General features: G+C 67.3%; 15 protein-coding genes. 2 read left to right on the forward strand and 13 right to left on the reverse strand.

Annotated features, from left to right (window positions below):
* Nucleotides 1-3: 3 nt before the first annotated feature.
* From FGX59_RS22750 to FGX59_RS22760, 3 genes are read right to left on the reverse strand one after another with little or no spacing between them, the layout of a single operon-like run.
* Nucleotides 4-1,701 carry a peroxidase gene (locus FGX59_RS22750; protein ID WP_138469424.1) on the reverse strand — a complete coding sequence of 566 codons (1,698 nt, stop codon included), beginning with the start codon at nucleotides 1,699-1,701 and terminating at the stop codon, nucleotides 4-6.
* A 19-nt stretch (nucleotides 1,702-1,720) separates the two neighbouring features.
* Complete coding sequence (locus tag FGX59_RS22755) at nucleotides 1,721-2,770, reverse strand: hypothetical protein (protein ID WP_138469425.1); 1,050 nt, start codon at nucleotides 2,768-2,770, stop codon at nucleotides 1,721-1,723.
* Nucleotides 2,771-2,793: 23 nt separating this feature from the next.
* On the reverse strand, nucleotides 2,794-3,441 hold the full coding sequence (locus tag FGX59_RS22760; RefSeq protein WP_138469426.1) for a hypothetical protein: 648 nt from the start codon (nucleotides 3,439-3,441) through the stop codon (nucleotides 2,794-2,796).
* Nucleotides 3,442-3,766: 325 nt separating this feature from the next.
* Here FGX59_RS22760 and FGX59_RS22765 point away from each other — a divergent pair, with 325 nt between their 5' ends.
* Entirely contained in the window at nucleotides 3,767-4,693 is a 927-nt protein-coding gene (locus FGX59_RS22765; RefSeq protein ID WP_138469427.1) for an NAD-dependent epimerase/dehydratase family protein, read from the forward strand.
* An 81-nt stretch (nucleotides 4,694-4,774) separates the two neighbouring features.
* Here FGX59_RS22765 and FGX59_RS22770 read toward each other — a convergent pair whose 3' ends face one another.
* From FGX59_RS22770 to ectA, 4 genes are read right to left on the reverse strand one after another with little or no spacing between them, the layout of a single operon-like run.
* Nucleotides 4,775-6,208: an aspartate kinase gene (locus FGX59_RS22770; RefSeq protein WP_138469428.1), complete on the reverse strand. Its 1,434-nt coding sequence runs from the start codon at nucleotides 6,206-6,208 to the stop codon at nucleotides 4,775-4,777.
* 2 nt (nucleotides 6,209-6,210) lie between these two features.
* Nucleotides 6,211-6,606, reverse strand: a complete 396-nt coding sequence (locus FGX59_RS22775; RefSeq protein ID WP_138469429.1) for an ectoine synthase — start codon at nucleotides 6,604-6,606, stop codon at nucleotides 6,211-6,213.
* A gap of 5 nt (nucleotides 6,607-6,611) precedes the next feature.
* Nucleotides 6,612-7,898, reverse strand: a complete 1,287-nt coding sequence (ectB, locus tag FGX59_RS22780; RefSeq protein ID WP_138469430.1) for a diaminobutyrate--2-oxoglutarate transaminase — start codon at nucleotides 7,896-7,898, stop codon at nucleotides 6,612-6,614.
* A gap of 55 nt (nucleotides 7,899-7,953) precedes the next feature.
* On the reverse strand, nucleotides 7,954-8,511 hold the full coding sequence (gene ectA, locus FGX59_RS22785; protein ID WP_138469431.1) for a diaminobutyrate acetyltransferase: 558 nt from the start codon (nucleotides 8,509-8,511) through the stop codon (nucleotides 7,954-7,956).
* Between the two features lie 226 nt (nucleotides 8,512-8,737).
* Here ectA and FGX59_RS22790 point away from each other — a divergent pair, with 226 nt between their 5' ends.
* Nucleotides 8,738-9,247, forward strand: coding sequence for a MarR family winged helix-turn-helix transcriptional regulator (locus FGX59_RS22790; protein WP_138469432.1), 510 nt, complete (start codon nucleotides 8,738-8,740; stop codon nucleotides 9,245-9,247).
* Between the two features lie 40 nt (nucleotides 9,248-9,287).
* Here the strand turns inward: FGX59_RS22790 and FGX59_RS22795 are convergent, their stop codons facing one another.
* The 6 genes from FGX59_RS22795 to minD form a co-directional block, all read right to left on the reverse strand.
* A complete protein-coding gene (locus tag FGX59_RS22795) occupies nucleotides 9,288-10,328 on the reverse strand; it encodes an HlyD family secretion protein (RefSeq protein WP_138469433.1) in 1,041 nt (346 codons plus the stop codon).
* A gap of 10 nt (nucleotides 10,329-10,338) precedes the next feature.
* Nucleotides 10,339-12,000, reverse strand: a complete 1,662-nt coding sequence (locus FGX59_RS22800; protein ID WP_138469434.1) for an MFS transporter — start codon at nucleotides 11,998-12,000, stop codon at nucleotides 10,339-10,341.
* Nucleotides 12,000-12,434 (reverse strand): MarR family winged helix-turn-helix transcriptional regulator, encoded by a 435-nt coding sequence (locus FGX59_RS22805; RefSeq protein WP_138469435.1) that lies wholly within the window; start codon nucleotides 12,432-12,434, stop codon nucleotides 12,000-12,002. The genes FGX59_RS22800 and FGX59_RS22805 overlap by 1 nt, the downstream gene beginning before the upstream one ends.
* Before the next feature lie 110 nt (nucleotides 12,435-12,544).
* A complete protein-coding gene (locus tag FGX59_RS22810; RefSeq protein WP_138469436.1) occupies nucleotides 12,545-13,618 on the reverse strand; it encodes a DUF389 domain-containing protein in 1,074 nt (357 codons plus the stop codon).
* Nucleotides 13,619-13,740: 122 nt separating this feature from the next.
* On the reverse strand, nucleotides 13,741-14,016 hold the full coding sequence (minE, locus tag FGX59_RS22815) for a cell division topological specificity factor MinE (protein ID WP_138469437.1): 276 nt from the start codon (nucleotides 14,014-14,016) through the stop codon (nucleotides 13,741-13,743).
* 3 nt (nucleotides 14,017-14,019) lie between these two features.
* Nucleotides 14,020-14,832, reverse strand: a complete 813-nt coding sequence (gene minD, locus FGX59_RS22820; RefSeq protein ID WP_138469438.1) for a septum site-determining protein MinD — start codon at nucleotides 14,830-14,832, stop codon at nucleotides 14,020-14,022.
* Between the last annotated feature and the right edge of the window lie 13 nt (nucleotides 14,833-14,845).

The raw sequence follows: 14,845 nt of genomic DNA on the forward strand, positions 1-14,845 counted from the left end.
CCTTCAGGTCGGGTCGACGATGCCCATGGCGATCATGCGCAGGCCGGTCATCGAGGGGATGAAGAAATAGTCGCCGCCGCGGCATTCCACGAAGGTCTTCAGCGTCGACATGACATAAGGCGGCTTACCGGAAGACGGGTCCGAGGCGATCGGGTGCAGCTTGTGGGTGCCGTGATTGCCCAGCAGCGGACAGGTGTTGTTGCCCTCGTTGAAGTCGAGCCCGTACTGTATCCACTGCTGCTGGACGAATTCGAACTGCCGGAAGAGGTTGGCGCCGAGGATCATCATCACCACGCCCTGCTCGGTCTCGTCGGTGCCGGTGCCGAGCTTGGGCCCGCCATAGGGCAGCCCGCGGCGCAGGATGCGGCGGCGGTTGTTCAGCGCCGAGGTGGCGGCCGGGTTCTCCGGCTGGGCGCCGGTCTCGGGGTCGATGCCCGCCTGGTTCATCGGGTCGAGCATGTCGCGGGTATTGACCCGCCGCAGATGCGCCCCGACCGGGCATTTCAGCCCGGCCATGTCGTCGGCATAGCGGAAATCCGCGGCCTCGGACGAGCCGATATAGGCCAGGTTCGCGCGGAAGCCCGCAAGCGTCCCCGCCTTGTCTCCCCCCCAGCCCTCGGCGACCTGGAAGGCGCGCCATTCGCCGTAGGTCGGCACCTTGGACAGCGGCACCCCGTCCGACCAGCGGCCGCACATCTTGGCCAGGACCGTCTCGCGCGCCTCCGCGGGCGGGACCTCCATCACCCGGGCGAAGCGCGCCGCTTCGCCGTCGACCACCTCGCGGAAGCTCGAGACGTTCTCGTGCAGCTTGCGGTAGGCCATGAAGGTGCCGTTATGCATGAATTCCGGCGGGGTCGAGGTCGGCGGCAGCTCCTGGCTCTCGTCCGGGTGGCCGAGCAGGAACTCGCCCGTGGCCAGCGGCTGCCACTCGATCCGGCCGTCCTTGCCCTTGACCAGCTTGCCGTTGCCGATCACCGGCATCGCGTCCGGATCCGAGCCGTACTGGCCCTCGAAGACCGGGTTGCCGATCCCGTCGGTGAAGCCGAAATGCTCCTTCGGGGTGGGCAGCATCATGCCCTCGACCTCCTGGAACACCGCCGAGCCCGACTGGTAGGGCTGGTCGCCGGTCTTGCCGTTCTTCGCGATCAGGGTGACGCCGCCGCCGATCGCCTCGGGCAGGCCCATGAGCCAGTCGGTGCGGGCCTGGAGCTCGGGATGCGGATTGGTCAGGTCGGAGGCCGAGGCGGCCTGCGCGTTCAGCGACACCCAGATATGGACATCGCCCTCGCCCTTGCCGCCGGGACGGCGGTTCTCCTGCCAGATCGGATCCCAGTGGCGGCACCAGTCGGCCTGGCGCGCCTCGTCCTCCGTCAGGGTCTGGTCGCGGTCGCCCAGGATGAAGGCGCGGGCCTTCATGCCCTCGGCGAATTCCTCGGGCATGCCCTGCAATGTGCGCACCGGCAGCTCCAGCATCCAGAGCCCCATGAAGGTGAAGGCGATATTGGTGGTGCAGTCGGGCTTGGCGCCCTTGGCCCAGGGGGTGGCGGTGGTGACGCGGCGGCGCACCGCCTCGACGAATTTGCGGCCCTGCGCGGGACGCTCGATGCGGAAGAAGAAGTAGCGCGCGAAGGGAAAGGAGTAGCGGCCATAGGCGCGCGGCACGTTGCCCTGGATATCGGCGAGGTTGAGATCGGTCGTCATGGCCTGTCCTGTCCCGTCTTCATGCCGTCGCGGTCTTCTGTGCATGGGCGAAGGAGATCACGCCCGGCGGCTGGGTCGGCCCGGCGGTGTCGCCCGGCGCGTGCTGGTCGAGGAACCGCCCGAAGGCGGCGTGCAGCTCCTCCGGCGAGGCGCCCTGGGTCTCCACCGCGAATTTCGAGAAGGCCTGCTGCAGGTAGAGAGATTTCAGCACCGAGGGCAGGTCGTCCGCGGTTCCGGAGGGCGGCAGCGGCCGCGCGCCATTGGCCAGGGTGAAGCGCAAGGCGGCGAGCCCCGCCACCCCGGTCAGCACCAGCGCGATCGCGAAGAGGAGCAGCAGGTCGATGCCGAAAAGCGACCCCATCCCGAGGAGCCGCAGCACCAGCGCCAGGAGCGCCACCGCCCCCGGCACCGCGACGGCGGCGATCAGCGCCTTGAGCGGCAGGACGTTGAAGGCCGGCAGGCTCAGGTAGTAGTCGTGGAACGGCATGGTCGTCTCGACATGGCAGCGCTCCAGATAGGCGGCGAATTGCGGCGCCGTCTCGACCATCCCCTCGAATTCCCTGCAATTGTTGAAGATCTTCCGCAGATCGGGCTCCATCGTCTCCCACAGGAGATGGGCATAGGCGGCCCGGACCGCGGCCTGCTCGGGCTCGGAGAGCGTCGCGGGCAAGGGCGCGCCATCCTCGGCGACCGCGTCGATATCGGCGGTGAAGACCAGGTAGCGGCAGTTCAGCCGGTCGACCGGCAGCGGGTTGATCGTGTCGACGTCCCGCACCGTCGAGACCAGCGCGTCCTCGCCGTTGCGGCCGTTATAGACGACATCCTCCAGCACGAACATCCGCACGAAATGGTTGCGCAGATTGGCGGCGAAGGGGCTCTGCTGCTCCGCCTTCTCGGTGGCCGGCGACTGCCGCGCCGTGGGCAGCATCGACAGCGCGATCCGCAGCCGCTGCTCGTAGCTGACGACGTGGTTGCCCGCCTCCACTTCGGCCTGGCCGAGCTTGGGCCCGCCCGGCAGCACGGGCACGAGAAAGGTCAGGAACAGATGTCCCGTATCGAGATCCGGCATGGTATCCTCCCCCGGGGATCGGGTCAGCCGGCCGCGGCGCGGCGCAGCTCTTCGCGGTTCAGATCGGCGCGCTCGGTGGCGAGGCTGGCCACCGGGCCGAAGCCGGGATCTCCGAGATCTCCCTGCAGCTCCAGGAAGGCGGCGCGCCAGGTGCGGGCGAAGCTCTGCGGATCCTGGCTGCGATGGGCCTCCTCCAGCCCGGCCAGCGCCTTTCGCACCCGCAGCGCCGCCTTGACGTCGCGCTGCGCGGCGCCGGGCGTGGCGTTGTAGTAGTAGTCGGTGCCGATCTGGTTGAAGGTGATGTAGGTCTTGAAGGGCGTGACCGGGATCGACAGCGGGTATTTCGTGGCGCTGTACCAGAACAGGTTCAGCCCGTTCGGGATCCCGTCGGAAAAGGCGTCGATATACTGGTCCCAGGTGCCGTTGAAATTCGAGCAGAACAGCATGTAGTCGTTGTCCAGCCGCTGCGGCCCCTGCCCCAGATCGGGCCACTGGTCCCGCTTGATGATGACCCAGCGGGCGAAATGGATCAGCGACAGGCCGAGAAGACCCAGGAGTTTGTCCGGCAGGCCCCGCGCCGCCATGAAGATTGTCCGGTTGATCCAGGTGACGCGCGGCTTGCTCGGCGTCACCACGTTCATCGCATAGGCCTTGCCCGCGACGTTCGACATAAGCCCCTCCCCTGGCTATTTCGCGCCGCGGCTCTTGGTCTCTCTGGCGGAGGCTGCGGCATTTTCACGAAGCCATGAAACTGACTTTGCGTCAAAGCCTTTCTCGGTTTTTTTAATGTGTTAAGGGCGCCGAGTCTGGTCTGTGCGCGGCGGACCGGCGGGAAACCGGTTGGCGCGACGCTTTCTCCCCGCGAAGCGCGCACCTCCCTGTGCTAGCGTCCTGATGCGGTGCGGCGATCCGGAACGGTTTGCCGTGCTGCATGTGCATTAACCATTTGCGAGGCCTCATGGTTTCCGCCGAGGCCATGGAAGAGCAGGAATGTCTATGAAAGTGCTTGTCATTGGGGGCTGCGGGTTCATCGGTTCGCATATCGTCGACAGTCTCCAGGCTGCCGGCGCTGCGGTGCGGGTCCTGGACAGGCGGCCCGAAGCATTCCGGGAGCAGCTTCCCGATGTCGAATACAACTTCGGCGATTTCTCCGATCCCTTCCAGCTGCTGGAGGCGCTCGAAGGCGTCGATGCGGTCATGCACTGCGCCAGCACGACCGTGCCCTCGACCTCGAATGTCGATCCGGTGGCGGACATCACCGGCAACCTGATTTCCACCGTGCGGCTGCTGAAGCTGCTGCGGCAGATGAACATCAAGAAGCTGGTCTATCTCTCCTCCGGCGGCACGGTCTACGGCATCCCGCAGGTCGATCCGGTGTCCGAGGACCATCCGCAGAACCCGATCAGCTCCTACGGGATCGTGAAATCCGCGATCGAGAAGTACATCTACATGGAGGAGCAGCTGCACGGGCTCAACGCCGTCGTGCTGCGCGCCTCGAACCCCTACGGGCCGCGCCAGGGCCATACCGGGATCCAGGGGATCATCGGCACCTACCTGTGGAAGCTCTCGCGCGGCGAGAATCTCGAGGTCTGGGGCGACGGCAGCGTGGTGCGCGACTTCATCTACGTGAAGGACATGGCGGATATCTGCGTCGCGGCGCTGCATTCCGAGAAGAGAGGCTGCTTCAATGCGGGCGCCGGCGAAGGCGCCTCGGTCAACGAGATCGTCGAGGCGGTGCGGGTCGCGACCGGGATCGACTTCCAGCCGACCTACAAGGCCTCGCGCGCCTATGACGTGCCGCGGATCGTGCTGGACATCGACCGCGCCAAGGATGCCTTCGGCTGGGCGCCGAAAGTGTCGCTGGTCGAGGGCGTCGCCGAAAGCTGGAAATGGGTGCAGTCGCAGAGCCGCGCCGCCCGCTGATCTAGCCTTCACCGAACGGAAACGGCCTCCGGAGCAACTCCGGAGGCCGTTCGCATTCGTCCGGCGGTGCCGCGCGGCGGGTCAGGCCACCGCGCGCAGCGGGCCGGTCCCGGCCTTGCCGCCTTCGACATATTCGCGGTGCAGCGCCTTGATGACCGGCTTGAGATCCTCGCGCTCGAGGATGAACTGGACATCGACATTGCGCGGCCCCTGCGCGGCGCCGAGCGCCTCGTGCCCGGCCGCGGCGATCGCCTGCAGCCCGCGGGTCAGCACCGACAGCCCGTTCAGGTCGCGCCCGATCGCCGAGGCGAGGCTGAGCGGCCGCACCGAGACGCCAGCATTCGGGTAGAGCTTCGACAGGTCGTTCTCCACCCGCCGCATCACCTTCATCGGCGCGTCGACGAAATGGGTGATCGTGTTGGCGTTCGTCACCTTCGAGATGATCCGCACGTCATGGCGGGTCAGGGTCTCGAGGATGGCGGCGTCATAGCCCTTCACCCCGACCATGTCCTGCTCGAACACCTCGAGCGACAGGATGTCGAGACCGGTGACGATCTCCACCTCGGCGCTCTCGGCCGGCTGGTCGTCGATCAGCGTGCCCGGATCCTCGGGTTCGAAGGCGTTGGTGACGCGCAGCGGAACGCCCGCCTGGCGCAGCGTCTTCGCCGCCTTCGGGTGGATCGCCTCCATCCCCATGTTCGACAGCTGGTCGGCCACGTCGTAATTGGTCCGCCCGAGCTTGCGCACGGCCTCCTGCCCGACCAGGTTGGGGTCGGCGGAGCTGAGATGGAATTCCTTGTGGATGATCGCCTCGCGCGCGCCCGTCAGGGCGGCGAGCCGCGAGAAGGTCACCTCGGAATAGCCGCGGTCGAATTCGCGCATCAGCCCTTCGGCGCATTGCGCGTAGCCGGTGACGATCGGCATCTCGCTGCCGGGGTCGATCGCCTCCATCGCGCCTTCGATGCGCTCGTCGAGGCTGAGACCGCCCTTGTCATGCCAGCCCGAGAGGTCGACGAAGCGGGCATTGATCCCGGCGCGGCGCAGCATCAGCGAAGTGGCAAAGGCCGAATGCGCCTCGCCGATCCCCGAGAGCAGCTCGCGCGTCTGCATCATGTGCTCGGCCAGGCTGAAATGCGCGTAGGTGCACAGCCGCTGCAGGTCGATCAGGCAGTTGCGCGCGCTCTCGATCCGTTCCGAGACGAAGGCGTCGGCCTGCTCGATATCGGCCGGATGCTCCAGCACGGCGGCATGCGCCTCGTGCATCGCGCCGGCGACGCGGGTCAGCGCATCGTGCCAGCCATGGCCGGTATCCTGGTTGGCGAATTGGGCGTAGACGCCCGGCTCGCCGGATTTCTTGTGCTCGAGCAGCAGGTTGGTGATGCCGCCGAAGGCCGAGACGACGAAGATCCGGCCGTAGAGCGCATCGCCCTCGCGACCGCCGGTGAACAGCGTGTCGCGGAGCTCGTTGACGCGGGACATCGACGTCCCGCCGATTTTCTCGACAGTATGGGTCATGCTCAGTCCGCAAGTTCCTCCGCCGGGGCATAGGAGCCGTCCTCGCGATGGACTTCCTTGCCCGTGACCGGCGGGTTGAAGCAGCAGGCCATGACCAGCTTCTCTTCTGCCCGCAGGATGTGGCGGTCGTGAAGGTTCAGCGCGTACATGACGCCGGGGCGGATCTGGTGGGTTTCCCCGGTGCCCAGATCGGTGATCGAGCCCTTGCCGGACATGCAGTACACGCTCTCGAAGTGGTGCTTGTACTCGAAGATGTGCTCCGACCCCGCATCCAGCTCGGTGATGTGGAAGGAGAAACCCATCCCGTCATCGGCCAGCAGCATCCGGGTGGAGGTCCACTGGGCGTCCGAGACGGCGCGGTCGGTTTTCTTCAGCTCGTTGAAATCACGCACGATCATGTCGATTACTCCGCGGCCAGCTTGGCCGGCTTGATGATGTCGCGAACGGCTTCGGCCAGGATGGCGTAGCCTTCGCGGAAGGTTTCGTTCGGGGTGGTCAGCGGCGCCAGCACCTTGACCACTTCGTCATTGGGGCCCGAGGTCTCGATGATCAGGCCCAGCTCGAAGGCGCGGGCGCAGATCTCGCCTGCCAGCTCGCCCGAGCCGACATCGATGCCCTGCATCAGGCCGCGGCCCTTCAGGCGCGAATTCGGGATCATCTCGGCGATTTCCGACAGCGCGGTGGTCATCATCACCGCCTTGCCCGCCAGCTCGCGCTGGAAGGCGCCGTCGCGCCAGAACTTCTCGATCGCCACGCGGGCGGTGACGAAGGCATGGGTGTTGCCGCGGAAGGTGCCGTTATGCTCGGCCGGGCCGAAGATGTCGTGCTGGGGACGGATCAGCACCATCGCGAAGGGAAGGCCGAAGCCCGAGGCCGATTTCGCCATGGTGACGATGTCGGGCTGCACGTCCATCTCCTCGAAGGAGAAGAAGGTCCCGGTGCGGCCGCAGCCGGCCTGGATGTCGTCGACGATGAAGAGCGCGCCGTTGTCATGGGCGATCTTGGCGATGCGCTCGACGAATTCGCGCGACGCGGCGTTGAGCCCGCCCTCGCCCTGCACGGTCTCCATCATGATGGCAGCGGGCGCGTCGATGCCGCCCGACGGGTCGGCGAGCATCTGCTCGAGCAGAGCCGCGCTGTCCACGCCCTCGGCGTAGCTGTCATAGGGCATGCGGGTGACGCCCTGCTTGTCGAGCCCGGCGCCGCCGCGGTGGTAGCCGTTGCCGGTCGCCGCCAGCGCGCCCATGGTCACGCCATGGAAGCCGTTGGTGAAGCTGATGATATTGGTGCGGCCGGTGACCTTGCGGGCGAGCTTCATCGCCGCCTCGACGGCGTTGGCGCCGGTCGGGCCGGTGAACATCACCTTGTGGTCCATGCCGCGCGGGGCGAGGATGTGCTCCTCGAACGCGGACAGGAAGCCGCCCTTGGCGTCGGTATGCAGGTCGAGCCCGTGGGCGATGCCGTCGCCGGCGATATGCTCGATCAGCGCGGCCTTCATGTCCGGGTCGTTATGGCCGTAGTTCAGCGAGGAGCAGCCGGCCAGGAAGTCGATGTAGCGGTTGCCGTCGACATCGAACATCTCGCTGCCGCGGGCCTCGGTGAAGAGCTTCGGGAAGCCGCGGCAATAGGAGCGGGCCTCGCTCTCGCGGCGTTTGAAGACGGAAATCGGCTGTGCCATGTCTTTGGGCATGGGGGTCACTCCTTTCGGGAGGGAATTCTGGAAGGATTTGAGGACGAGCGGAGGCTCAGGCGGCTGCGTCGAGCGCCGCGTCTTCCGCCTCGTTCTTCAGCGTGATCGTCACCATGTGCTCGGTGTCGTGCGCGCCGTCGAAGTGGTCGTCCTCGAGGAAATGGGGCTCGTCGTCCAGCTCGCCGCCGATCTCGCGCGCGAAGCTGCGGAACAGGCCCCAGGAGGCGTCATTGTCCTCGGTGATCGTCGTCTTCAGGACCTCGGCCTCGTCGAGTTCCTCGCGCTCGGTCAGGTGGCGCAGCATGCGCTTGCCGAGGCCGAGCCCGCGCGCGGCGGGGCTGACAGCGACCTGCCAGACGAAGAAGGCGTCCTGCGCCGGGATGAGATGTCCTGAAATCCAACCCAGGATCTGCCCGTCCTCTTCCGCCACGACGCAGGTGTCGCGGAAATGATCGGCCTGGATCAGGTTACAATACATCGAATTTTCGTCGAGCGGCTTGCACGCGCGCACCAGCTCCCAGATGGCGGCGCCATCGGTGCTCTCGGGCTTGCGCATGGTGACCAGACGCGATCGGGCCATCTGGCGGGTGTCGCTGGCGATGTCCTTGGGCATGAGTCTCTCCCTCGCTGTTTCGTTCGAATGACTAACTAATGGATCCGCCGGAAAGTTTCAAGAACGATGAAAAAAATCGCCGAGAATGTATGTTGAAGGGGAATTCCCAATGAAATAGGGGAAAATAAGCACAGACGGGCTAAGGATATATCCATAGCCATCCTAAGGAGTAGCCGTGATACTTAGTCAATTGAAGCATCCCGCCGGATATGGCAGATTCCCGCCCATGTCCGGACAAGATCTGAACCGCACTGATGCCAGCCTGATCGCGCTGCGCCGAATCCTCCGTGCCACGGAGCTGTATTCGCGCGACCTGGCGCATGCTGCGGGGCTGACGCCCGCGCAGCTGAGGGTGCTGCAGATCACGGTGATGAAGGGCGGCTCCACCACGCCGAAGGCGCTGGCCACCCAGATGGGGGTCAGCCAGGCGACGGTGACGGCGCTGGTCGACCGGCTGGTGGCGCGGGGCATGGTGGCGCGGGAGCGGTCGGAGACCGACCGGCGGCAGACCAATGTGGTGATTTCCGAACGCGGGCGCGGCGCGGTGGAAGAGGCGCCGGACGCGCTGCAGCAGCGCTATGTGCGGGCCTTCGAGGAGCTGAAGGACTGGGAGCAGGCGCAGCTGCTGGCCTCGCTCGAGCGGGTGGCGGACATGCTCGACGCCGCGGAGATCGATGCCTCGCCGGTGCTGACGACCGGCGAGATCAAGGGCCAGTGGCGCAGCGCGGGAAGCTGAGCGACGGCGGGGCCCCGGCTCGGGGCCGGGGCGGGACAGGTCAGGAGGCCTGCCGCGGGGCGTGAAGCACCACCGACATGCCGGGAGAGAGCCGGTCGGCGCCGGGCTGGTCCGGGTCGATCTCGATCCTCACCGGCAGGCGCTGCGCGATCTTGGTGAAATTGCCGGTCGCGGTCGAGGTGCCGAGCACGCTGTATTCCGAGGCGGTGGCCGGCGAGAAGACCGAGACATGGCCGGTGAAGGCGCGGTCATGCAGCGCGTCGACGGTGAAGCGGACCTTCTGCCCCTGCGCCATGTCGGCGAGCTCGCGTTCCTTCACATTGGCGATCACCCAGACCTGCGGCGCGACATGCGACATCAGCGAGGTGCCGGCGGTGACGTACTGGCCGGGCTTGACCCCGATCTGGCCGAGCTGGCCGTCGCGGGGCGCGCGGATCACGGTATGCTCCAGATCGATCTTCGCCAGCTCGACGGCGGCCTGCGCGCTGGCCAGCTGCGCCTTCAGCGTGTCGGTCTGCACCTTGGCGGAGGCCACGTCCTCGCGGGCGACATCGACATTGCTCTGCGCCTCGGTCAGTGCGGCCTGGGCCTGCTGCAGGCTCAGCGCGCTGTCATCGGCATCGGATTGCGACAGGAAGCCCTTGGCCTTCAGCTTGTCCTGCCGGCCCCAGGCGGCCTGGGCGGTGTCGAGCGCGGCCTTGGCGGCCTGGGCCGCGGCCTTGCGGGATTCCAGCACGGCCTCGGCCGAGCGGATGTCCTGGGCATTCGCGGTCAGCGCGGCGCCGGCGCTTTCGGCCGAGGCTTCGGCCTGGGCGAGCGTCTGCGTGGCGGTGCGGTCGTCGAGCTTCACCAGCACCTCGCCCTTGGCGACCGTCTGGAAGTCGGAGACCGGCACGTCGGTGACATAGCCGGCGATCTGCGGCGAGATGGTGGTGACGGAGCCGCGGACATAGGCGTTCTCGGTGCGGATCTCTGCGCCGCCGAAGGGCGGCAGCTGCCAGGCATAGAGCACGGTGCCGATGCCCAGCAGGCCGATCAGCAGGATCACGGCGGTCGGAATATGGTGTTTCAGGACTTTCATCGGGGGTTCCTCATTCTGCGGCCGGGACCGGCGGGGCCATGCGGGCACGCAGGGCGTTCAGCGCGACATGCAGGACCAGCACGGCGAGCGCGCCGAGGGCCAGGGCCGCGGTCAGGGCGAAGACATCGTTATAGGCGGCCACCGTCGCCTGCCGGGTGACGCTGCTGCCGAGGCTGGCAAGCGCCTCGGCCTTGCGGGCGGCGGGGTCGGTGACAGTGGAAGACAGGCTGGCGGCCAGATCGGTGATCCGGGCGCCGACCATCGCGTCGCCGGCCAGGAGCTGGTCCTTCAGCGCAGCGGCATGGGCGGAGATCCGGGCGGCGGTGAAGGTCCGGAACAGGCCGGAGCCGATCGTGCCGCCGAGGATCTGGCTCGACAGGAAGACGATGATGAAGCTCAGCAGGTATTGCGGACCCTTGCGCAGGGCCGTGACCAGCCCGGTCGCCATGGCCGGCGGCAGGAAGAGCGCAGCGGCGAAGCCGATGATGGCCTGGCTGAGGATCATCTGGTCCGGCACGATGTCGAGCGCGCTCTGGGCGTCCATCCAGGCCCCGCCGGCGATCATCAGCAGCGCGACCATGTGGATATAGGGCACCCGCTCGGGCTTCAGCACGAAGCAGCAGACAATGCCCCCGGCCAGCGTCGCGGCCGAGATCGTCCAGAAGAGCGGGGCCATCTGCTCGTTGGCGAAGCCGAGCGCCTGGAACAGTCCCGGCGCGCCGGTGGCCTGCTCCGACAGGATGATGCGGAAGATGAGCAGCGCGGCGGTCAGGTGCAGCATGGCCGGGGTGGTCAGCCAGCGCACGTCGAGCAGCGGCTCCTTGCGGTGCAGCTCGATCACCAGGGCCAGCACCAGCGCGCCGATCGAACAGGCCAGCACCTGCCCCATCCAGGGCGCGGCGGTCCACCAGTAGGTGTAGCCGGTGGTGAAGCAGGCCACGAGCCCGGCGAAGGCGCCGGCGATCAGCGAGAAGCTGACCAGGTCGAGCCCCTTGATGACCTTGACCCTGGGCGCGCTGACCAAGGGCAGGCGGTAGACGAGGTAGAGCGAGACCATCGCCATGCCGAGCTTCAGCAGGAGGATGTTGAACCAGCCGCCATCGGCCATCAGGTAGGGGCTGATCGCCCGCGCCAGCGGCGTGCCGAGCGAGATGAAGGTCAGCGCCAGAGGCAGCCCGATGGCGAGCTTGCGCTCCTGCGGCAGCGGTTCCAGCATGTAGAGGAAGGCCAGGGTCGAGAGCGGCGCGGCCGAGATGCCCGAGAGCAGCTCCACCACCATGGCCGAGTGCAGATCCGCGGTCCAGAGGCTGAGGAAGGCCACGCCCATGTAGATCGCGATCGAGACCTCGGCGAAGCGGCGCAGCCCGTACTGGGTGCGGATCTTGATCAGCATCAGCGGCAGCGAGGCGCGCGGCGCGATGAAGGCGACCGTCAGCCAGGTCGTGTCGGTGACAGAGGCGCCGAGCTCGCCGGCCAGCTGCCGGATATTCGCGGTCAGGAAGCCCTGCCCCAGCGACTGCGACAGCGCGATGAAGACCGCGGCCATCATGTAGCCCATCGCCTCGAGCGGCGGCTTCGCCAGCAGGGGCGGCCGCGCGGGCGCCGCGGGCGCGGGCTGCGCCTCGGGCCTGTCTTCCGCTGCGGCGGGCAAGGGCTGCGATCCGTCGGCCATTATTCCAGTCCGTCCAGGTTCTTCTGGATGCGCCGGATGACCTCCAGCGTGCGTTCCAGGTCTTCGGGGGAGATGCCGCGATAGACCTCGCGGCGCAGATCTTCGGTGAAATCGACGACCTGCTCGGCCTGGGCGCGCGCCTTCGGCGTCAGGAACAGCCGGCGGATGCGCTTGTCGGCCTCGCAGGAGCGGCGCTCGATCAGCCCCTGCTCCTCCAGATGGTCGAGGGTGCGGTTCATCGAGGGCGTGCGGATGTCCAGCCGCTCGGCCAGCTCCGCCTGGGTGAGCCCCTCGCGCACCGAGATGCTCATCAGCGCCTGGGCGCGGGAATAGGTCATGTCGAGCGCGACGGCGCGGGCGTTGAAGCGCTTGCGGATGCCGCGCACCAGCCCGAACACCTCGGGCAGGAACTCCTTGTGGACCGGCAATGTCATCTCGTCCGCCTTTCGTTACCCTGCTAATTATTAGCTAGGTATCATTCTCGGCGGGAAGATCAAGACCCGAGCTCCGGCGCCGGCTGCATGGCGGGAATGCGGGAACTGGCTCAGCCTGCCGGGACGGGGGTGACCTCGGGCGCCGGGGCGATGGTCTCGGTGCCCAGATCGACCAGCCAGGCAAAGCGGGTCTGGTAGCGGATGACGACCGTGTAGTCCCGGCCCAGCACGTCGAGCGCGACCTGCCGGAAGGGCGTGTCGCGCAGGCGGCGCGGCAGCAGCTCGGCGGCGGTGGCCAGCCGGTCCTGCGCCTCGGCGGGCAGGTCGACCACCGCCCAGATCTCGGCGGTCTTCGCCTCGGCATCGACATCGACGCGCAGGATCTCCAGCGAGACCGGCCCGGCCCATTTCGCCGCCGCCTCTGCGAGCGCGGTCTCGGTGCCGGTTTCGGCATAGCGGAACAGCGTGGCGCTGAAGAGCGGCAGGAAGACCGCGGCGAGGAAGGCCACCGTGGCGCCGATGCCGAAGCCGAAGCGCAGCCGCCGCCGCTCGGAGCGGATCAGCGCGCGCGCCGCGCCCGAGGCGAGATAGACGATGCAGGCGGAGAAGATGATCGCCCCGAAATTGGTGGCGAAGAGCAGCACCGCCTCGGTGGCGGCATGGTACTGGCCGAAATAGAGCAGGATGCCCGCGGCCGAGAGCGGCGGCACCAGCGAGACGCCGATGGCGGCGCCGGGCAGCAGGCTGGCCTCGGAGCGGTTGATCTGCACATAGGCTCCGGCGATCCCGGCGGCCAGCGCGATGACCAGATCCTCGGCGCCGGGATCGGTGCGGCTGAGCACCTCGTGCGGCAGCAGGATGCCGCGCGGCACGTCGGAGAGGAAGACGATCAGCCAGGCGATGCCGACCGAGGCGGCGGCGGCGCTCCAGACGATCAGCAGCAGCCACCCTGCCCGGCCGACCCAGCCCATGACGATGGCGGCGGCGATGCCGAGGATCGGGGTCATCAGCGGGGCGACCAGCATGGCGGCGATGATCACCGCGCCGGAATCGCGCAGCAGCCCCATCGTCGCGATGACCGTGGCCAGCGACAGGAGCATCGCGAAGCGCTGCCAGTAGGAGCGGTCGCCGCCCCCCTCGAAGCGGAGGATGTCGCGCGTGATGGAGAAGCTCGAAGACGCCATGGCCCGCACTCCGTGGGGCCCGGACGGGCCCGTGCGGAATGACGATCTGCCGGAAATGGCGTTGCGTCAATCGGCGATCGGCACAGCGGCCCGGCAGATCTGCCGGGCGCCGGCCGCGCCGGTCAGCTTCCCGCCTTCAGCTTCAGGTTGGACGGGCCCGGGATCTCTATATTGATCTCCAGCGCCGAGATGTCCTTGTCGCGGTCTATCTTGACCTCGACCTGCTCCTGGTTGACCGACAGGTGCCGCTGGACGACCTCGAGGATCTCCTTCTGGAGCATCGGCAGGTAGTCCGGGCTGCCCCCGTCCGCCCGCTCATGAGCCAGAAGGATCTGCAGCCGCTCCTTGGCGGTTTCCGCGGATTTGGGCCGTCTTGGTCTGAGCGAAAAGCTGAACATGGCTTACCCCGTTTTCCCCAGGAGGCGCTGGAAGAAGCCCGGCTTCTCCTCTCCGTCATAGCGCATGTCGCGCTCTTCCCCGTCGAGCCGGGCGACGGCATCCTCATAGGCCTTCCCGGCGGCGGACCTGTCGTCCATCACCACCGGCATGCCGACGTTCGAGGCTTTCAGCACGGTCTGGCTTTCCGGGATGATCCCGATCAGCGGGATCGCGAGGATTTCCAGCACGTCGTCGACATTCAGCATCTCGCCGCGGGCGACGCGCTCCTTGTCGTAGCGGGTCAGCAGCAGGTGGGTCTTCACCTCCTCGCCCTCTTCGGCATGGCGGGTCTTGGACTGCAGCAGGCCCAGAACGCGGTCGCTGTCGCGGACCGAGGAGACCTCGGGGTTGGTCACCACGATCGCCTCGTCGGCGAAGTACATCGCCAGATGCGCGCCGCGCTCGATCCCGGCGGGGCTGTCGCAGACGATGTAGTCGAACTCGTCCTTCAGCTCGGTGAGCACCTTCTCGACGCCCTCGATGGTCAGCGCGTCCTTGTCGCGCGTCTGCGAGGTCGGCAGGACATAGAGTTTCTCCAGGCGCTTGTCCTTGATCAGCGCCTGCTTCAGCTTGGCATCGCCCTGGATGACATTGATGAAGTCGAAGACCACGCGGCGCTCGCAGCCCATGATCATGTCAAGGTTCCGCAGGCCCACGTCGAAATCGATCACGACGGTCTTGTAGCCGCGGAGTGCCAGCCCCGCGCCGATGGCGGCCGAGGAGGTGGTCTTGCCCACACCGCCCTTGCCGGAGGTGACAACGATGATCTTGGCCACGGATGATCCCTTT

The sequence above is a fragment of the Poseidonocella sp. HB161398 genome, assembly GCF_005870025.1.
GTDB lineage: Bacteria > Pseudomonadota > Alphaproteobacteria > Rhodobacterales > Rhodobacteraceae > Mangrovicoccus.